Origin of the sequence: Mangrovicella endophytica (assembly GCF_002893625.1) — a bacterium.
Lineage (GTDB): Bacteria > Pseudomonadota > Alphaproteobacteria > Rhizobiales > Rhizobiaceae > Mangrovicella > Mangrovicella endophytica.
Genome location: NZ_PKMZ01000006.1, coordinates 77,453 through 97,570 on the forward strand (window position 1 = coordinate 77,453; position 20,118 = coordinate 97,570).

Sequence of the window (20,118 nt, forward strand, 5' to 3'; positions counted from 1 at the left end):
GCTCCGCACTGCCCCGCACGGGCGATCGGCCGCAAATTGCCCCGCCATCAGTGCACGACATCGGCCGTTCGGCTCCGCGACGGTGAATAGCAACCGGCATCGTCGTCACTCCAGCCGGCAAGCTCTCTGATCGTGGACATCTTCCGCAGAACGAGCTTGTTCCGCTCGAGGAACTCGATCGTTCCCGCACGCTTGTGCCTGGACAGCACACGGCAGACCGTTTCGATGGTGAGGCCGAGATGATCCGCGATGTCGAGGCGCTGCATCGGCAGATCCACGACGACACGATCGTCGCGATCGGTGCCGAGCCGGCGGGCGGCAGACAGCAGGAAACTCGCGATCCGCTCGTCGGCGCTGAGCCGGGCAACCAGGATCATGTGCCGGCGAGCTTCGCGCATCTCCTCGCAGAGGAGGTCGAGAAACTGCGGACGCAACACGGTCGAGCCGTCCACGATCTCGCGGAAGCGGCTCATCGCCACTCTGCCGAGGCGCACCGGAGTCACCGCTTCCGCCGTGTAGGCGTAGACGTGCGGCGAGGAGAGACCGAGCATTTCGCCCTTGAAGGCGAAGCCTACGATCACCCTCTGGCCGTCGGGGAGTATGCGATACAGCCGCAGGCATCCTTCAATGACCAGCGTTACATGCGAGGCGGTATCGCCCTCCCAGAAAGCGGCCTTGCCGATCCCGATCGCCTGCGTCGGACGATCCGTGAAGAGATCGCGCAGGGTCTCGGGGCGAGGCCGCAGGTCCAGGCTGAACGGGAGCGAGCGGTCAGTTGAAACGGAGGAAGAAAGCATTTTCTGGACGTCCCCTGCTTGTTTGTTCTGCACGCAATTCAGCAGGCCATTGTCACCAGGGTTTCCGAGGCAGGTAAGATTTCGAGACGTTTTGTGACCGTTTGTACGAGGCATTGTCTGTCCGTACAGAGCTGCGGCAGGTCCCGAACACGTCGGCATCCGGAGCCGCTCCGTCACGGCGTCAGCACTGCAGCACCCTGAAACCGGCCGTGGCGCAGATCGTCGAGCGCTCGATTGGCGTCTTCCAGCGCGTAGACCGTGGTCTTCGTACGGATCCGGGCGGTCTTTGCGACCGACAGGAACTCCGCCGCATCGCGGCGTGCGAGATTTGCGACGGAGCGCAACTGTCGCTCCTCCCACATCAGACGGTATGGAAATGCCGGAATGTCGCTCATGTGGATGCCGCCGCAGACCACGACGCCGCCTTTCCGCACGCAGGCGAGCGCTTTGGGCACAAGACTGCCCACGGGTGCGAAGATGATCGCGGCATCGAGATCACGCGGTGGCCGGTCTTCGGATGAGCCTGCCCATTGGCAGCCGAGAGACGACGCGTGGCGGGCGGCATCCTCGTCGCCGGGGCGCACGAAGGCGAAGACCTCGCGCCCCTGCCAGCGGCAGATCTGCGCGAGAATGTGGGCCGCGGCTCCGAAGCCGAAGAGCCCGATCGAGGTCGCACTCTCCGTCATGCGGAGGCATCGCCATCCGATCAGGCCGGCGCACATCAGCGGCGCTGCTGCAACGGGATCGTCGAACCCCTCCAGCGGGATTGCAAATTCGGCCCGGGCGATCACGTGGGTGGCAAAGCCGCCGTCCCGCGTGTAGCCGGTGAAGACGGGATGATCGCAGAGGTTTTCCTGCCCCGCAGCGCAATAGGGGCAGCATCCGCAGGTGCCGCCGAGCCAAGGGACTCCCACACGGGTCCCGATGGCGGGCAACACGACTCCCGGCCCGAGCGTCTCGACGACGCCGACGATCTCGTGACCCGGGACAAGCGGCAGCTTGAGGCTGGGCAGGTCGCCGTCCACCACATGCAGGTCCGTCCGGCAGACCGCGCAAGCCTCGATCCGAATGCCGACTTCCCCTTGGCCGGGGGAGGGGTCCGGCCGTGTCTGAAGATGCAACGGCTGCCCGATGCCTTCCAGAACCATCGCCTTCATCGGTCGCTCTACTCCCATCCACCTTCATCCGCAGCCGCGTGCGGAACGCGGCCAGGACATCAGCGCAAGAGGAGCGCCCGTCTGATCTCGATCAAAGTCGATCGGCATTTGAAGAGGCTCAACTGTGTGGCGACACGGTTCAGCGTTGGTGCGCGCCGTGAATGAAACGATCAGGGCCGATGGGCCGACCATCCGAGCGCTGGCGCATGGAAGGCAGATGCGATGCTCGACCGCCCGAGTGCCGATCGACCCGAGGACGAGCGGCAGAGCGTCGTTCCGTGGCACGCGCTGGACGAGGCCGAACTCTTCTCGCGACTGGGCGGCGAGAGCGGCCTGACCGAAGCCGAGGCTGAACGTCGCCGTCTCGTCCACGGAGTCAATCGCCTTCCGGAAGCTGCTCGTCGCACTCTGCCGCTCATCGTGCTCTCGCAGCTCAAGGGGCCCCTCATCCTCCTGCTGCTGGCGGCCGGCCTGTTGTCGCTTGCTTTCGGCGATGTGGAGGACGCTGTCTTCATCCTGCTCGTCTTGATCTTGAATTCGTGCATTGGCGCAGCGCAGGAGTGGCGAGCCGAGGCGAACACGGCCGCGCTGCGATCGGCGGTCCCGCTGACCGCCCGGGTGCGCCGAGACGGAGTGGTTCGCTCCGTCGATGCATCCACGCTGGTTCCCGGAGACGTCGTCATCCTGGAGGCGGGGGACAGGATTCCCGCCGATCTGCGCATCCATGTCGCGAGCGATCTACAGGTGGACGAGGCCGCGTTGACGGGTGAATCGCTTCCCGTCGAGAAGGCTCCCCTTCCTTCGCTGCCGCCGGACACGCCGCTGGCCGACCGCCTCAACATGTTGCATGCCGCATCGACGGTGCAGCGCGGGCGCGCCGAAGCACTCGTCGTCGCGATCGGTGCGGCGACCGAACTTGGGCGCATCGCCCTCGCCGTCGCCGAGCGCGCCCCGCTTCCGCCCTTGACCTTGCGTCTGGAGCGCTTGAGCCGCTTCCTCGGCGTTGCGTCGGTTGTACTCGTCGGTCTGGTTTTGGGTCTGCAGCTGGCTATGGGAGCCCCGCTTCGTCAGACCGTCTTCGTCGCCGTGGCGCTCGCGGTTTCGGTGATACCGGAGGGGCTACCCGTCGCCGTCACGGTAGCGCTGTCGGTCGCCACCCGCCGGATGGCCAGACGCAACGTCATCGTGCGGCAGCTGGCGGCGGTGGAAGGCCTCGGCGCATGTACGGTGGTCGCGACCGACAAGACCGGAACCCTGACGGTCAACGTCCTGACCGCGAAGCGCGTCTGGCTGCCCGACCACGGCAACCTCCATGTCGAAGGCGAGGGCCACCGCCTTGAAGGCGGCGTTCGTCGCGACGGCGTTCCGCTACACGGCGAGGCGCAGCTCGATCTCCACCGGCTCGGGCGAACGGCGGCGTTGTGCAACGACGCCTTTCTGCCGGATCCCGAATCCACGCAGCGGCCGAGCGGGGATGCCGTCGATCTGGCCTTCCTGGTCCTGGCGGTTAAGGCCTCGCTCGACCTGCGGACCCTGGCGGAGGATGCGCCTCGCCTCGCCGAAATCCCCTTCGACGCGACGAGGAAGCTTGCCGCCAGTCTCAATCGGCACGAGGATGGTCATCGGCTGCACGTCAAGGGCGCGGCGGAGGTGATCGTCCCGCTGTGCCGCGATGTCGATATCGGCGGCGTTCTCGATGCGGCCGATCGTATGGCCGCAGAGGGTTTCCGCGTCCTGGCGGTCGCGAGCCGAATGGTCGAGACCGCCGGAACGTCGACCGCAACCGGCGCCGATCTCGAAGCGCATCTCGCCGACCTTACCCTTCTGGGTCTCGTCGGCTTCATCGACCCCTTGCGGCCCGAGGCAAGGCAGGCGGTGGCCGCCTGCCGGCGGGCGGGCGTTTCCATCAAGATGATCACCGGCGACCATGCGGCGACGGCTCTCGCCATCGCCCGCGATCTCGGGATTGCCGAGACGTCTGCAGAGGTGATCAGCGGTGCTGAACTGCGGGCGCTGCAGGCAGACGATGCGGTAAGCGAGCGGATCCTGCGGGCGGCGGTCTTCGCCCGCGTCGAGCCGGAACAGAAGGTCCGCATCGTCGGGGCGCTTCGCGAAGCGGGCGAGGTGGTCGCGATGACGGGCGATGGCGTCAACGACGCGCCGGCGCTGCGGCAAGCGGATCTCGGCGTTGCGATGGGCCGCGGCGGAACGGATGCGGCTCGCGACGCCGCCGACCTCGTTTTGGCCGACGACAACTTCGCTTCGATCGTGGCCGGGATCGAGGAGGGACGGGCCGCCTATGCCAACATCCGCAAGGTCGTCTATCTGCTCGTCAGCACCGGAGCGGCCGAGGTGGTCCTGTTCCTCCTCTCCATAGCGTCCGGTCTGCCGGCGCCGCTGTCCGCAGTCCAGCTGCTCTGGTTGAACCTCGTGACAAATGGCGGACAGGATGTTGCGCTCGCATTCGAGAAGCGGGAGGCCGAGCTTCTCTCGCGGCCGCCCCGCCGGCCCGGCGAACCGATCTTCGATCGGCTCATGATCCGTCAGACGGGCATCTCCGGTCTTTACATGGGCGCGGCCGCCTTCGCGACGTTCGCCTGGCTGCTGTCCAGAGGCTGGAGCGAATTCGAGGCGCGCAATGCGCTTCTCTTCCTGTTCGTGCTGTTCGAGAACATCCATGTCTTCAACTGCCGCTCGGAACTCCGCTCGGCCTTCTCGGTCCCGCCGGCGAACAACTGGCCCTTGATGGCGGCCGTCGGCGGGGCGCAGACGATCCACATCGGCGCCGCCTTTGTGCCGGGACTTCGCGACGTCCTGGAGATCGCCCCGATCAGCCTCGGCCTGTGGCTTGTCCTGGTTCCCATCGCAGCGAGCGCGCTGTTGGTCATGGAACTGGACAAGCTGCTGCTCCGTCGGAGGCGCTGACCCACAGCCTCAGCAGGCCCGGCCTCCCTGCGACGCTCTCTTCGGCAGCCCATGCTGAATGGATGCGGTCTGGGATGCCGCGCAATTCTAGCTGCGTAGGAGAACACGACGGAACTGCGTCAGCGACAACGCGAAGTATGCGGTCCCCAGCGCTGCCAGGGCCAGAAGCTCGGGCCAGACCGTGATCATGCCCGCGCCGCGGAACAGGACGCCTTGCGCAAAGACCACGAAATGCGGTGAAGGCGTCAGCAGTCTCATGACCAGACGGAGCCAGTCGGGCATGCTTTCTAGCGGCGTCATCCCGCCGGAGAGGAGGTTGAGCACGACCATGACCGGGATCACCAGCAGGCTGAACTGACCCATGGAGGTCGAGAAGGTGGAGAGCAAAATGCCCAGGGAAGCGATCGCGACGGTGTAGATGCCGGCGCCGAAGAGGAAGAGCGGGACCGAACCGCTGACCGGCACGCCGAGGGCCCACTGCACCACGATCAGCAGTGACAGCGCGGCCGCGGCGACGATCACGAGTCCGCTGGACAGTATCTTCGACAGGACGATCTCGGCTGCCGACACCGGCATGACGAGGAGGTGTTCCACCGTGCCGTGCTCGCGTTCCCGGATCAATGCGGCCCCCGCAAGGATCAGCGTCAGCATAGTGATGCTGTTCATGACCTGCATCACCGAGCCGAACCACGACGTCTCCAGATTGGGGTTGAACCAGGTCCGGATGACGACGTCGATCGGGGCACCCTCGGCCTCTGTGCCGCCGGTCATGAACGATGTGATCTCTGAGGCGATGATGCCGCCGAGATCCGTCGCACCGTTGCCGGCCTGGGCCATGGCCGTCGCATCGACCTGAAGCGACAGCTCAGGCTGGCGGCGCGCCATCAGGTCGGCCTCGAAATTTGGCGGTATGTCGAGAACGAAGATGAAGCGCCCTTGGTCGAGAGCCTCGTCGACCTCATCGGCCCGGATCTGCACCGGCGCCTGGAATTGCGGCGGGCGGATCGCCTCGGCGAGGCGCAGCGAGAGCTGCGAATGATCCTCGTCGACAATGGCGACGGCAAGATCCCGCACTTCCGTCGACGCGTCGTTGGAGACGAGGTAGATCATCGCGGTAAAGCTGTAGACCACCAGCGCCAGCATGACCGGGTCACCGCCGATGCTGCGCATCTCTTTGCCGATCAGCCGCAGGATATTGGAGAGCGCACGAAGCATCCTCAGCGCTCCTGCTTGCGCAATGCGGCCAGCGACAGGAGGAGGAAGGCAAGCCCGAAGCCGGCCAGCGCCAGGAGGTTTGGCAAGAGTTCGGCCCAGCCGAGCCCCTTGGTGAAGGATCCGGAACTGATCGGCTGGAACCAGGCCGACGGAAAGGCGAGGCCGAGATACCGTCCGAAGCCGCGCAGGGACGACACCGGGACCACCAGCCCCGAAAAGTTGACGGCGGGCAACATGGTCAGGATGGACGTCGCGAAGATCGCGGACACCTGGGTACGCGTGAAGCAGGAGACGAGCTGACCGAAGCCGGTGGTCGCCGTGACATAGAGCACGGCGGCAACGGCGAAGAGAGCGTAGGAACCCCGGAACGGCACCTGGAACAGGAGGCGAGCGATCAGGACGAGCGCCAATGCGCTGACGAGGCTGATCGCGATGTAGGGGATCTGCTTGCCGAGGAGAAATTCGAGCTTGCTGATCGGCGTGGAGCGCAGATTGGCGATCGAACCGGTTTCCTTCTCGCGCACCACACCGACCGCCGACATGATGGCCGGGATGAGAACCAGCATCAGCATGATGACGCTCGGGACCGTGGCGTTCACGCTGCGGAAGGCCTGGTTGAAGCGCAGACGCGGCTGCAGCACGTAGGGGCTCGGCGCATCGGTACCGCTTCGCGCGGCAAGCGTGGCGGCGTAGGTGCTGGCGAGCCCCGTCACGTAGCCGCGAGCGGTTTCGGCGCGGAAGGGCATCGCCCCGTCAAGGGCAACGGAGAGTTCGGGCCGCCGGCCCGCCACCAGGTCACGGCCGAAGCCGCTGGGGATCTGCAGGACGATCGCGACATTGCCGGAGCGCAGGCGGGCCTCCATCTCCGCCGAAGACGTGATCTCCGGCTGCGCCTCGAAGTAGCGCGAGGCCGTGAACTGCTCGATGACGTCGCGGCTCTGCGGTGTGCGATCCTGATCGAAGGCGGCGAACTGCAGGCTTTCGACGTCGAAGGAGATGCCATAGCCGAAGGTGATCATCAGGATGAGCGGCCCGGCGAGGGCGAAGAAGAGGCGAATGCGATCGCGGCTAAGCTCCTTGGCTTCCCGGATCGTATAGGCCCAGAGACGCTGCGGCGAAAAACGCCTCGGCGCAGCGGCCGCCAGAGGGGCACGTCCCGAGGCGGCCGGCGCTTCGTCGGACACCAGTCCCGGCGCCTTGCCCGGCGCCTCTGCCGCCCGCAGATAATCGGTGAAGGCCTCCTCCAGCGATGCTGCGCCCCGGTCCGTCACGAGCGACTGCGGCGATCCGACCGCAAGCACCCGCCCGGCATGCATCAGCGAGATGCGGTCGCAGCGTTCGGCCTCGTTCATGAAGTGGGTGGAGATGAAGATCGTCACGCCATCCTCGCGCGACAGCTGGATCAGACTGCGCCAGAACGCGTCTCGCGCGACCGGATCGACCCCGGAGGTCGGCTCGTCGAGAATGAGCATTGCGGGCCGGTGGATCACGGCGGCCGCCAGCTGCAGGCGCTGGCGCATTCCGAGCGGAAGAGTATCCGGCTTCCGGTCAGCCGAATCGACAAGCCCGTAGCGGCTCAGCATGTCCTGAACCCGGCTCCCCACCTGCGATGCGGGCACCCGGAACAGCTGCGCATGCAGCGCCAGATTCTGCCGGACGGTCAGCTCCTCGTAGAGCGAGAAGCTCTGCGACATGTAGCCGACGTTGCGGCGCGTCTCCATGTCGTGCGGATCCATCGGCCGCCCGAGCAGCTTCACCGATCCGCTGGTCGGCTGGAGCAGGCCCGTCAGCATCTTCATGGTCGTCGTCTTGCCGCAGCCGTTCGATCCGATGAAGCCGAAGATCTCGCCGCGTTCGATGCGGAAGCTGACGTCGTCAACGGCCGTGAAATCGCCGAAGCGGCAGGTGAGGTTCTCCGCCTCGACGGCCCAGGCGGCTCCCTTGCTGGGCGTTCGCGGCGGGACTGAAATCGCGGTGTGCCCGATGCGCTCGTTCTCCGGCAGCAGTGCGATGAATGCGGCCTCCAGCGTCGATGTGCCCGCATGCTGCCGGATGTCGGCCGGCGTACCGGTGGCGATGATCCGGCCCGCATGCATGGCGGCGAGCCAGTCGAAACGCTCGGCTTCCTCCATGTAGGCGGTGGCGACGAGGACGCTCATGGCGGGACGCCGCGCCCGGATCGAGGCGATCAGCTCCCAGAATTGGCGGCGTGACAGGGGATCGACGCCTGTGGTCGGCTCGTCCAGGATGAGGAAGTCCGGGTCATGGATCAGAGCGCAGCAGAGGGCGAGTTTCTGCTTCATTCCTCCGGAGAGCTGGCCTGCCGGCCGATCGTCGAAGGGAGCAAGGCCGGTTGCAGCGAGCAACTCGCCGGTCCGCCGCCGACGCACCGATTGCGAGTGACCGAAGAGACGGCCGAAGAACTCGAGATTCTCCTCCACGCTCAGGGTGGGATATAGGCTGCGACCAAGACCCTGCGGCATGTAGGCGATGCGCGGGGCCGAGAGGCGGCGCTGCCGCGCCTTGCCCATGTCGCCACCGAGCGTGCGGACCTCTCCGGCCTGAAGCTGCCGAACGCCGGCGGCGAGGGCGAGCAGGGTCGACTTGCCGACACCGTCCGGACCGATCAGACCTGCCATGCAGCCGGCCGGGACAACGAGATCGAGGTGATCGAGGGCGAATCTGGAGCCGTATCGGTGCGTGACGGCGGACAGCGCGAGGACAGGCGCCGTCACGGCAGCTTCACCTGAAGGAAGTCGGGCCAGAGGGCCGTGGTATCGGTGCGCACGAAGCCGGTACCGCGCACGCCCGCTTTGACCTGCTGCTCGAACCGCTCGAGCAGGGTGCGGGGAATCTGGATCTTGATCCGGAAGACCAGCTTCTCGCGTTCATCGCGCGTTTCCACCGCCTTTGGCGTGAACTGTGCGTCGGCGGATACGAAGGTGACGCTGGCCGGGATGACGACGTCGGGCGCAGGATCGAGGATGATGCGCGCCTCGTCGCCGAGCGCGACCCGCCCCGCCTGCTCCGCCGGCAGGTAGAGCGACATCGACACGTCGGTGAGGTCGAGCAGGGTCACGATCTTCGCGCCTGCAGCGACCACCTCGCCGGTCCTGGCCAGCTCGTACTGCACACGGCCGCGGCGCGGGGCGGTGATCACCATGTCGTCGAGAACGGCATTCAGCCGCGAGACCTCGGCTTCCGCGGCGGCGATGCTGGATTGTGCCTGCGCCCGCTCCGCCGCAGCGGCGCGCTGGGCTGCCTCCGCCGTGCGCAGCGATCCGCGGCGCTCGTCCAGCGTCTGTGCGGTCGCATGACCCGACGCAAAGAGCTCCTGGATCCGGGTAAAGCTCGATCGGGCAACCGCCGCCTCGCTGTCACGCTGCGCGATCAGCGCCTCCGCCTCGGCAAGCGCGCTTTCGGCTCGAAGCACTTCCGCCTGCGCTCCGAGCAACTGGGCGCGGTATTCACGATCATCGAGCCGGGCAATGACCTGCCCGCTATCGACGGTATCGCCTTCATCCACCAGAACCTCGGCCAGCCGGCCGGCATATTTCGCGGCGACGTCGATCTCCTGTGCCTCGATCCGGCCGTTCGAGCTGGCGATTGTAGCGGGGAGCTGGTCCCCGCGGAGGCGGTGGATGAACTGCTGCAGCCGCGACTCCGCGACAGCGGGGCGGTGCAACCACGGCGCTAATCCGGCTTGGTGGAGAATCGGGTCCAGCGCCAGCAGGCCTGCGATGGCGAAGCACGTCGCACGGTATTGCGTTCTCATCGGTGGCGGCTCTCACACCTCGTGATCTGCATGTGCCGCCGCCGTTACACAGCTAGCCGGCATCGCTCGACGCGTGTTTCCCACCATTGCGCAGGCAGCACTTTGATGCCGGTCAATCCGGAGCATGGCGCCGGCGTCCTTGGTGCCTCAGAAGCGCTTCGGGCTCTCGCAGGTCGAGACACCGAACAGCGCATAGGCCGGGCAGAAGCGCACGATCGCCGTCAGCGCCAATATGGCCGCCACGACATAGGCCGCCCAATTCCACAGCGCTGCCAGCGTGTAGACCGCGACCAGCACTGTCGCAGCCGCCAGTATGAGGCGGACCACCTGATCGGCAGTTCCGACATTGGCCATTCTGAACATGGAATCCTCCTTCCTCTCCGCGTCGACGCTTGCGTCTTCGCATGCCAGCTTCGCCCCGACGGCTCCCGCCCTTCTTGCGCTGGATCAATCGCATCGCGCCGGACGCCGTCCTCGCCTGCCGGCTCCGGCTCGGCCGGAGCCGGGGACGGTTGGGGGTTGACCGGCGTCAATGCGCCGCCGCCTTCGAAGACGTTTCTCCGATCGTCGGACCGGATGATTGCGGGCTGATCGGTTCCGATGCCGCCATCGTGGCGGGGACCGCCTGTCTGGAAACGAGACCGGGAAGGCTGAGGCGCCGCCATCACGAAGTGCGCATCAGCCTTCGACTTCAAAACGGATCATGCCATGGCCACAGCCCCATCCAACCGCAAGCACGACTTTACCGTCTGGTACGTCTTTGTCGCCTTCCTGGCATTGATGCTGCTTCAGTGGGGGCTGGAGCGGATCTCGCCAGTCGAGGCCATCCCGTTCAGCCAGTTCCGTCAACTGGTGAGCGAGAACAAGGTCGCGGAGGTCGTCGTCGCGCCGGACCGGATCGACGGCACCCTCAGGGCGCCGCTGCCCAGCGGCAGGCTCGCCTTCGCGACGGAGCGCGTCGACGTCGGCCTTGCCGACGAACTGGCGGCGCATGGCGTGCGCGTCACCGGCGCGACGTCTGGCGGCTGGATTTCCACCATCCTCTCCTGGGTGCTGCCGGCCTTCTTCTTTTACCTCGTCTGGACGTTCCTCATTCGAGGAATGGCGGACCGCCACGGCCTTGGCGGCCTGATGACGATCGGGAAGTCGCATGCCAAGATCTATGTCGAGAAGGACACAAAGGTGACCTTCGCTGACGTCGCAGGGGTCGACGAGGCCAAGTTCGAGCTGCAGGAGGTGATCGCCTTCCTGAAGGATCCCAAGACCTTCGGCCGGCTGGGGGCGCGGGTGCCGAAAGGCATCCTTCTCGTCGGACCACCGGGCACCGGCAAGACGCTGCTGGCCCGGGCGGTCGCCGGCGAGGCCGGCGTCGCCTTCTTCTCCATCTCCGGCTCGGAATTCGTCGAGATGTTCGTGGGCGTTGGAGCGGCTCGCGTGCGCGATCTCTTCGAGCAAGCACGACAGGCTGCGCCCTGCATCATCTTCATCGACGAAATCGATGCGCTCGGCCGCAGCCGCGCCCCCGGCCTGGCCGGCGGATTCGACGAGAAAGAGCAGACGCTGAACCAGCTGCTCGCCGAACTCGACGGATTCGATCCGAGCTCCGGCGTTATCCTGCTGGCCGCCACCAACCGGCCGGAGATACTGGACCCCGCGCTGCTGCGCGCTGGTCGCTTCGACCGGCAGGTGCTCGTCGACCGGCCCGATCACAGCGGGCGGCTCGCGATCCTGCGCGTGCATGCCCGCCGTATCCGCCTCGCCGCCGAAGTCGATCTCACCAAGGTCGCGGGCCTCACCACCGGCTTCACCGGTGCCGACCTCGCCAATCTTGTCAACGAGGCGGCGATCGCCGCGACGCGGCGCAATGCCCCGGCGGTCGGCTTTGACGATTTCACCGCAGCGATCGAACGGATCGTCGCCGGCATCGAGAAGAAGAGCCGCGTGCTCGGCAAGGAGGAGCGGCGGCGCGTCGCCTATCACGAAATGGGCCATGCGCTCGTGGCTTCGGCGCTTCCCAGCGTGGATCCGGTGCAGAAGGTTTCGATCGTTCCTCGCGGTGTCGGAGCTCTCGGCTATACGATGCAGAGACCGACCGAGGACCGCTTTCTGCTTTCGTCGAGCGATCTCGCCGATCGCCTCGCGGTGCTGATGGGCGGGCGGACGGCGGAGCGGCTGATCTTCGGCGACGTCTCGACCGGAGCGGCCGACGATCTGCAGCGGGCGACGGAGGTCGCTTTCGAGATGGTGGTCAAGTACGGGATGGACGCAACCGTGGGTGAGAGGACCTATGTCGCCTCTGCCGAGAACCTCCTGATGAGATCTCGGCCTCAGACGATCGATGCGTCGGAAGCGTCCGGGCGAGAGATCGATCTGGCTGTACGCCAGCTCATCGAGCAGGCAGGCCGGCACGCGCGGGACATCCTCGAGCAGCGCCGATCCGACCTCGAAGCGGGCGCTGCGCTGCTGCTCCAGAAAGAAACGCTGACGGCCGAAGAGTTCGCGCCGCTGCGACGGCGGGGCGGCACAAGCCAAGGCGGCGAAGCCGTACCGCAAGCCGCAGCCTGAGCGCCGCCGTCCATGTCCTGGAATGCCGCCGATTTGCAGCAGACCATCCGTCCATACCTCGTGAGCGTTGCAGCCGGTGGGCTCGCTCTGGGCCTCGGGGCGCGATCGGCGGGCCTGGACGGTGCAGCCGCGCTGATCCTGTCGTCCGCGGTCCTGTTGGTGCTCGCTGCCTTGGTCGTGGAGATCGGCTCTGGACTGAAGCATGGGGAGTTCGGCCTCGACGTCATCGCCGCGCTTTCGATGATCACCGCGCTCGTGGTCGGTGAAGTCTTCGCTGCGGCGATCGTCGCGCTGATGTACGCCGGCGGACAGTACCTGGAGATCTTCGCCGAGCGCCGGGCACGGCGGGAGATGACGGCGCTGCTGGACCGCGTGCCGCGCTCGGCCCTGCGTGAGACTGCTAGCGGGCTGGAGCCGGTTCCAATTGCTGCCATTGCGGCCGGAGACCGGCTGATGATACGCGGCGGCGACACTGTGCCGGTGGACGGACGGGTGACGGACGGTCTCTGCGTGCTCGACGAGTCCGCGCTGACCGGAGAGGCCATGCCTGTCCGGCATGCCGCTGGCGACCGGATTCTGAGCGGCACAGTCAATATCGCTGACGCCTTTCGGATGGTCGCGATGCGGACGGCCGACCAAAGCACCTTCGCCGGCGTCGTTAGGCTGGTCGAAGCGGCGCAGCGCTCACGCTCGCCGATGACTCGCATGGCGGACCGCTACGCCCTCGGATTCCTGGCCGCGACACTGCTCATGGCGGGGGCCGCTTACGGTCTGACCGGGGATGCGACCCGTGCCGTCGCGGTGCTGGTGGTGGCGACGCCCTGTCCGCTGATACTCGCGGTCCCCGTGGCGCTCCTCGCCGGCATGTCGCGCGCGGCAGCGCAGGGCGTGCTGGTCAAGGGGGCGAAGGCGCTGGAGACATTGGCGCGGATCAAGGTGATCGTTCTCGACAAGACCGGCACGCTCACCGAAGGGCGGCCGCGGCTGGTCGTCATCCGCCCCTCAGGAGGCCTGCTGCAGGACGAGCTCCTGCGGCTTGCCGCGTCGCTGGATCAGGCTTCGCCGCATCCGATCGCACAGGCCATCGTGGCAGAGGCAAAGACCCGCAAGCTGACGCTCGCAGCTCCCGTGGCGACATCGGAACGTCCGGGCGAAGGCCTTGCCGGGCAGGTCGATGGGCGCGCCGTGGTGGTCGGCGGGCGCCAGTTCGTCGCCGGCCGGCTCGGCGTGGCGGCTGGCATCGGGGCGGAGGCAGGGCCGGGCGAATTGGTGGTCGCTGTCGGCGTGGATGGCCGGTTCGCTGGCGAACTCGTCTATGCCGATCCCGTGCGCAGCGGCATGATGCACCTAATCGATCGCCTGCGCTCGCTCGGCGTCGAGCGGCTGGTGCTCGCCACCGGCGACCGCCGAGAGGTTGCTGCCGCGGCCAGCGCCGGCCTCGGCTTTGATGCCGTTCGCGCGGAGCTGACGGCGGAGCGCAAGGTCCTCCTCGTTCTCGCCGAGCGCAAGCACGGCCCGGTGATGATGATCGGCGACGGCGTCAACGATGCGCCTGCGCTGGCTGCCGCAGATCTCGGGCTCGCTATGGGCGCCCGTGGCGCCGCCGCCTCGGCGGAGGCGGCGGACATGGTGCTCCTCGTCGATGATCTCGCGCGCGTCCTGCCAGCTATGAAGGTCGCGCGGCGTACGCGGCACATCGCGCTGCAAAGCGCGCTGGCCGGCATCAGCCTCTCAACGCTTGGAATGCTCGCCGCTGCGGCAGGCCAGATCAGTCCGGTCGAAGGCGCTCTGCTGCAGGAGGCGATTGATGTGGCCGTCATTCTCAATGCGCTCCGGGCGCTCGGCGCCGGCCGAAGGGAGCGTCGGGGGACCTGGCTCACCTGACTGTCCTTTGTTTCACGCTCCTGCTCCTTCCGGAGCGGCAGAGGCCTTCCCCGGATGCTCGCACCCGAACCCGCCGAATGTCGAACGTCTGACCATCATCGGCTCGGCAGGTGGCTGCCGGGCAATGTGGCAAGCTGAAGGTTCGACAGGATTGTCTCGGCGCCGCCCGCTATCCGGCAGGATCGGCTTAAGTTTACCGCGCCTCGATCCGCGTCCCCTGTGTCCCCGCCACGATCGCCGGCGCATCCTCCAGCCGGCCGATGGCCGCGGGGCGCCCGGTCGCCTCCGCAAAGGCGAGGGCCGCCGAGAGTTTCGGTCGCATCGAGCCGGCCGGGAAGCGCGCGGGTGAGAGCGAGGCGGGTGTTCCCAGCCGGATCGCCCGGGCATCCGGCGTGCCGAACGCGTCGTAGACCGCATCGACATCCGTCAGGAGCAAGAGCATGTCGGCGCCGAGACCGCGAGCCAGGAGATCGCTGGCAAAGTCCTTGTCGATCACGGCCTCCACACCCTGAAGGCTGCCATCCGGTCTCTCCACGACCGGTATGCCGCCGCCGCCGCCGCAGATTACCGTAACGTCGTGTTCGACGAGCATGGCGATCGTGGCCGCTTCCATGATCTTCACCGGCATCGGCGAGGCGACCACACGCCGCCATCCAACCCCATCCGGCGCCACGCACCAGCCGCGCTCGGCCTCCATGCGCCGGGCAGTCGCTTCGTCGTAAAGCGGGCCTATAGGCTTGGTCGGCCGGGAGAAGGCCGGATCGCTCCGGTCAACCTCCACGAGGGTGAGAAGGGTCGCCAGCGCTCGCCCCGGCAGGAGACCGGCGAGTTCCTGCTCGATCAGATAGCCGATCATCCCTTCGCTCTCGGCATCGAGGATGTCGAGGGGGTAGGCGCCGTCGGCGGGGCCTGCGGCGGCCTGCAGCGCGAGAAGCCCGACCTGCGGGCCGTTTCCGTGGGTGACGACGATCTGGTGTCCCGCTGCGACGAGTTCGGCCAGCGCCTTGGCGGCCTTTCGCACATTCGCTCGCTGGTTCTGCGCACTCGGCGGCTCACCTCGCCGGAGAAGAGCGTTCCCACCGAGCGCGACGGTGATGCGCATCTCAGCCCCCGATCGTGGCGACAAGAAGCGCCTTGATGGTGTGCATTCTGTTCTCCGCCTGATCGAAGACGATCGAGGCCGGCGACTCGAACACCTCCTCGGCCACTTCCATGCAGTCGATGCCGAAGCGCTTTGCGATGTCCTGCGCAACCGCAGTCTCGGTGTTATGGAAGGCGGGCAGGCAGTGCATGAACTTGACGTAGGGGTTCCCGGTGGCCTCCATCACGGCCGCAGTGACGCGGTAGGGCACGAGCATGCGGATGCGCTCCGCCCAGACCGACTCCGGCTCCCCCATCGAGAGCCAGACATCGGTGTAAAGGAAGTCGGCACCGGCCACTCCCTGGCTGACGTCTTCCGTGACGGTGACACTGCCGCCGTTCTTGCCGGCGAGATCGCGCAGGTGGAGGACGAAGCCTTCGTCCGGCCAGAGCGGCTTCGGCGCGGCGATGCGCATGTCGATGCCGACCTTCGCGGCGCCGACGGCCAGCGAGCGCGCGACATTGTTGCGGCCGTCGCCGAGGAACGTCACCGCCATGTCGGACAGGTGCTTGTGGGTGAACTCGCGCATCGTCATGAAGTCGGCCAGCGTCTGTGTGGGGTGCGCCTCGTCGGTCAGGCCGTTGTAGACGGGTACGCCGGCATAAGCGGCGAGCTCCTCGACCATCGCTTGGCCTGCACCGCGAAACTCGATCGCGTCATAGATGCGGCCGAGCACCCGGGCAGTGTCCTTGATCGACTCCTTGTGGCCGATATGGCTGCCGGAGGGGCCGAGATAGGTCACGTGCGCCCCCTGGTCATAGGCTGCGACCTCGAAGCCCGTGCGCGTGCGTGTCGAATCCTTTTCGAAGATCAGCGCGATGTTCCTGCGCTGGAGGCACGGTTTCTCCGTACCGCTGGTCTTCGCCGCCTTCAGCTCGGCAGCAAGACGCAGGAGGAAGCGGATCTCAGGCGGCGAGAGGTCGTCCAGCGTCAGAACGCTGCGGCCGTGCAGATTGACAGGCATGTCGGCAACTCCCGAAGCTTCAGGCCGGATCGCGGGCGAGGGGACAGGTCATGCAATGTCCGCCGCCGCGTCCGCGGCTGAGCTCGGCGCCCTCGACGGTAATGACCTCGACGCCAGCTCGGCGCAGGAGAGTGTTGGTGTAGACGTTGCGATCGTAGGCGATGACGACGCCGGGCTCGACCGCAATGACGTTGTTGCCATCGTCCCATTGTTCGCGCTCGGCCTCGCAGATATCGCCGCCGGTCGCCACCGTTCGCAGCCTCGGCAGACCCATCGCCTCGGCGACCACGTCGATGAAAGGTCGAGCTTCCTCAACGACTTCGATCTGACCCTCCCGATCACCCGGCCGCAGCGAAAAGCTGCGCAGCCGATCGACGATCGGCGGAAAAAGCGTGACGAGGTCGCGGTCGCAGAAGGTGAAGACCGTGTCGAGATGCATGAAGCTGCGGTCGCGCGGCATCAGCGCCGCGACGACCCGCCTTGCCGTCCCGGTTGCGAAGAGGCGCTTGGCCAGAGCGCTCACCGCCTGCGGCGTTGTCCGCTCGCCCATTCCCACGAGGACGACGCCGTCGCCCACCGGCATGACGTCGCCGCCCTCCAATGTCGCCTGGCCCGGCTGCGAAAGGACGGTGAAGCCTGCGCCCGCGAAGCGAGGATGGAAACGGTAGATCGCGTCGACATTGAGCGTCTCCGGCCGGCGCGCGGGCCAGAACATCGAATTCACGCTGACTCCATCGTAGATCCAGCAGGAGCTGTCGCGGGTGAAGAGCTGGTTCGGCAGCGGCGGCAGCACGAAGTCCTGCGGCGCGAGCGACAGCCCGCTAAGTCCCACCGGCACGAAGGGAAGTTCGGCCCTGGTGACGCCGCCGACGAGATAGGTCGAGAGTTCCTGCGCCGGCATCTCGTCCAGCCAGGCACGGAGCTCGTCGAGCAGATCCCAACCGAGACGTTCCGGATCCAGTCGCTGGTCGAGCAGCCAACGCCTGGCCTCTGGCAGAGCCATGGTCTCCGCCAGAAGCGTCCCGAGATCGCGAACGGCGACGCCGCGTTCCTCGAGCGTATCGGTGAGGATGTCGTGCTCCTGGCGCGCCTTGCGGACCCAGAGGACGTCGTCGAAGAGGAGAGCATGGCAGTTGGCCGGCGTAAGGCGGCGCAGGCCGAGGTCGGGGCGATGGACGAGCACCTCGCGGAGCCGACCCACCTCCGAATGGACGCCGAGTATGGGCATCGTTGTTTCTCTCGATGATCGTTATTTCAGAGCGGGCTGACGGCGCCGGTCCACATCTCGTAGGCGGCGAAGAGGCCGACCGCGACGAGGGCGACGGCGAGGACCATCTCGAACGGACCAAAGAGCCGCTCACGGTGCTCGCGCCGGGCGTAGGCGTAGAACGGCACGCCCACGGCATAGAGTACGGCGCACATGAAGATGTAGGCGGGTCCGGCGGCATAGACGAGCCAGAGGCCGTAGCCGGTCGCGACCAGTCCGAGGACCAGTCCGGTCCAGCGCGACTCGCCTTCCTTGTAGCTTTCGCCAGTGAAGGCGAGCTTCGCGGCATAGGCGCCGGAGAAGATATAGGGCACGAGGATGGCCGCCGAGGCGATCGAGAACAAAGCCTGGTAGGTGCTCTCGGCGAATAGCGTGATGATCAGGAACAGCTGCACGAGGCCGTTGGTGATCAAAAGCGAGGTGGAGGGCACGCCGTTCTCGCTCTCACGGGCGAAGAACGCCGGCATCGTGCCGTCGCGTCCAGCTACATGCGGGATTTCGGCGGCGAGCAGCGTCCAGCTCAGGAATGCGCCGAGAACGGAGACGGCGACCGCCAAGTTGATCAGGATCGCGCCCCACGGGCCGACGACATGCTCGAGCACGCCGGCCATCGACGGATTCTTGAGGCTGGCGAGTTCCGGCCTCGTCATCACGCCGAGCGACAGGAGAGACACCAGCGCGTAAAGTGCGAGGCAGGTGAAGAACCCGACGCCGGTCGCGACGGCGACGTCACGCCGACGCTCCGCCCGGGCCGAGAAGACGCTCGCGCCTTCGATCCCGATGAACACCCACAGCGTGACAAGCATGGTGCTTTTCACCTGGGTGGTGATCGAGCCGAGATCGGCGGTGCCGAGGCCGGTCAGGTCGATCGAGAACACATCGATTTGGAAGGCGACGGCGGCGATCCCGATGAACAGCACGATCGGCGCGATCTTGGCGAGCGTGACGAGCGCGTTGACCACCGCGGCCTGCCGGATGCCGGCGAGGATCAGCATGTGGATCAGCCAAAGCAGGAACGACGCGCCGAGCACCGCCTGCCACGTATTGCCCTCGCCGAAGCCGGGAAAGAAGTAGGAGAGGGCGCTGAACACCACAACGGCATAGGAGACGTTGCCGACCCAGGCGCTGATCCAGTAGCCCCAGGCGCTGTTGAAGCCGATGAAAGGTCCGAAGCCTGCCCGGGCGTAAGCATAAGGGCCGGCGTCGAGCTCCGGCTTCCTGACCGCGAGCGTCTGGTAGACGAAGACGAGGGCGAGCATGCCCGCCGCGGTGATGCCCCAGCCGATCAGGATGGCAAGCGGACCGGCGCCGGCAGCCATGTTCTGCGGAAGGCTGAAGACGCCCGAGCCGACCATCGAGCCGACCACGAGGGCGGTGAGTGCGCCCAGACGCAGCTTGCCTGATTTGGTGGCGGACGCGTCAGGCAGCCGCTCTCCGATGCTAGTCGTCACCATGATCGTTTCTCCCGGTCGTCAGAGTTGACGCAAGGGAGGGAACGCCGAGTTCCGCCTCGGCACTTTGACGCCGGTCAATCGCCGACGCTGCCGGTGCCCTGAACGGAACCGAGCCGACGGGCAGCCAGGCTGCTCGTCGTCATGGATTCGAGCCCCGCTCGATCTGGGCAGCGGTAGCCAAGTATCGCACGGAGCATGTGCCTGAGGTTCGGTCTGAGAGTCGCATGAGAGGGTGGAGGTGCGAGGCCACCGGCGATGGCCGCCGCACCGTCTCGCGAAGATCTTCGGATCGCCCGGGGCAAGTTCCGCAGACGCTCCGTCCAGCCAGCTTGTCGACCAGCTCGTGACCCGCACGGCGGAGGGCGGAGGCATTCGTCCAGCGTGACGGTGACGTCGAGCTACCTCGATGCCGGGAAAACGGGAGCACCGCCTCACGCCGCGTCAGTGCATGGACGGTTCACACCGAAGCATTCCAAACGACCGGCGCTCCGGAGGCCGATCCCCGATTTCTTGATGTACCCGCTTCCGCCATGACCGAGTTGGCGGCCCGGCCTCGGTCGCGGCGTGGTCGCCTCCAAGCATGTTTTCCCGCGCTGCAGCGCAGCTATCGCAGAAAGGCCTTCCAGCGCGCACCCTCCCTGCGCGCCGGTTCCCGTCAGGGCTTCTGCGCCCGCACCGCCGGCCGTTTGCGGGTGGCGGCAAGGACGAGAACACCTGCACCCACGCCCGCGAGGGCCCATTTGATCGGCAGCACATCGGCCGTCTCGCTGCGGATCGGCAGAACGGTGACCGAACCGCGGTCGTCCTCGACGCCGACTTTGCCCTGCGCCTTGGCTGCCTCGATCGCCTGCGGCGAGACCACCCACTCGGCGCCTCTAAAGCGGTCGAGCGCCATGAAGCCTCCTCCCACCACCAGCGCGGCGACGACGGCAAGAACCAGACGGACTGCAAGGGACATGAAGCTGCTTTCAGGC

Annotated in this window: 14 protein-coding genes; 3 read left to right on the plus strand and 11 right to left on the minus strand. The window is 66.8% G+C overall.

Going from position 1 to position 20,118, the window contains the following annotated elements; all coding sequences use genetic code 11:
• Positions 1–47: 47 nt before the first annotated feature.
• Positions 48–911 carry a Crp/Fnr family transcriptional regulator gene (locus tag C0R46_RS14360; RefSeq protein ID WP_198598340.1) on the minus strand — a complete coding sequence of 288 codons (864 nt, stop codon included), beginning with the start codon at positions 909–911 and terminating at the stop codon, positions 48–50.
• 59 nt (positions 912–970) lie between these two features.
• Complete coding sequence (locus C0R46_RS14365; RefSeq protein ID WP_102960336.1) at positions 971–1,954, minus strand: zinc-dependent alcohol dehydrogenase family protein; 984 nt, start codon at positions 1,952–1,954, stop codon at positions 971–973.
• A 222-nt stretch (positions 1,955–2,176) separates the two neighbouring features.
• On the opposite strand from C0R46_RS14365, the gene C0R46_RS14370 reads away from it, so the two are divergent.
• A complete protein-coding gene (locus tag C0R46_RS14370; RefSeq protein WP_102960337.1) occupies positions 2,177–4,879 on the plus strand; it encodes a cation-translocating P-type ATPase in 2,703 nt (900 codons plus the stop codon).
• An 87-nt stretch (positions 4,880–4,966) separates the two neighbouring features.
• Here C0R46_RS14370 and C0R46_RS14375 read toward each other — a convergent pair whose 3' ends face one another.
• From C0R46_RS14375 to C0R46_RS14390, 4 genes are all read right to left on the minus strand, one after another.
• Positions 4,967–6,094 (minus strand): ABC transporter permease, encoded by a 1,128-nt coding sequence (locus C0R46_RS14375; RefSeq protein ID WP_102960338.1) that lies wholly within the window; start codon positions 6,092–6,094, stop codon positions 4,967–4,969.
• Between the two features lie 2 nt (positions 6,095–6,096).
• Positions 6,097–8,829, minus strand: a complete 2,733-nt coding sequence (gene rbbA, locus C0R46_RS14380) for a ribosome-associated ATPase/putative transporter RbbA (RefSeq protein ID WP_102960339.1) — start codon at positions 8,827–8,829, stop codon at positions 6,097–6,099.
• Positions 8,826–9,869, minus strand: coding sequence for an HlyD family secretion protein (locus C0R46_RS14385; RefSeq protein WP_102960340.1), 1,044 nt, complete (start codon positions 9,867–9,869; stop codon positions 8,826–8,828). Before C0R46_RS14385 ends, rbbA begins: the two co-directional genes overlap by 4 nt.
• A gap of 147 nt (positions 9,870–10,016) precedes the next feature.
• A complete protein-coding gene (locus C0R46_RS14390; RefSeq protein WP_198598341.1) occupies positions 10,017–10,232 on the minus strand; it encodes a YgaP family membrane protein in 216 nt (71 codons plus the stop codon).
• Positions 10,233–10,577: 345 nt separating this feature from the next.
• Here C0R46_RS14390 and ftsH point away from each other — a divergent pair, with 345 nt between their 5' ends.
• Together ftsH and C0R46_RS14400 are read left to right on the plus strand one after the other, a co-directional pair.
• Positions 10,578–12,434, plus strand: coding sequence for an ATP-dependent zinc metalloprotease FtsH (gene ftsH / locus C0R46_RS14395; protein ID WP_102960341.1), 1,857 nt, complete (start codon positions 10,578–10,580; stop codon positions 12,432–12,434).
• A gap of 12 nt (positions 12,435–12,446) precedes the next feature.
• The gene (locus C0R46_RS14400; RefSeq protein ID WP_102960342.1) at positions 12,447–14,318 is read left to right on the plus strand and encodes a heavy metal translocating P-type ATPase; all 1,872 of its coding nucleotides are present in this window, start codon (positions 12,447–12,449) and stop codon (positions 14,316–14,318) included.
• Positions 14,319–14,511: 193 nt separating this feature from the next.
• Here the strand turns inward: C0R46_RS14400 and arcC are convergent, their stop codons facing one another.
• From arcC to C0R46_RS14425, 5 genes are all read right to left on the minus strand, one after another.
• The gene (gene arcC / locus C0R46_RS14405) at positions 14,512–15,420 is read right to left on the minus strand and encodes a carbamate kinase (protein WP_102960343.1); all 909 of its coding nucleotides are present in this window, start codon (positions 15,418–15,420) and stop codon (positions 14,512–14,514) included.
• Position 15,421: 1 nt separating this feature from the next.
• Positions 15,422–16,423, minus strand: coding sequence for an ornithine carbamoyltransferase (gene argF, locus C0R46_RS14410; RefSeq protein WP_102960344.1), 1,002 nt, complete (start codon positions 16,421–16,423; stop codon positions 15,422–15,424).
• A gap of 19 nt (positions 16,424–16,442) precedes the next feature.
• Positions 16,443–17,651, minus strand: a complete 1,209-nt coding sequence (locus C0R46_RS14415; RefSeq protein WP_102960345.1) for an arginine deiminase — start codon at positions 17,649–17,651, stop codon at positions 16,443–16,445.
• 26 nt (positions 17,652–17,677) lie between these two features.
• Positions 17,678–19,144, minus strand: a complete 1,467-nt coding sequence (arcD, locus tag C0R46_RS14420) for an arginine-ornithine antiporter (protein ID WP_102960346.1) — start codon at positions 19,142–19,144, stop codon at positions 17,678–17,680.
• 655 nt (positions 19,145–19,799) lie between these two features.
• Positions 19,800–20,102 carry a hypothetical protein gene (locus C0R46_RS14425; protein WP_102960347.1) on the minus strand — a complete coding sequence of 101 codons (303 nt, stop codon included), beginning with the start codon at positions 20,100–20,102 and terminating at the stop codon, positions 19,800–19,802.
• Between the last annotated feature and the right edge of the window lie 16 nt (positions 20,103–20,118).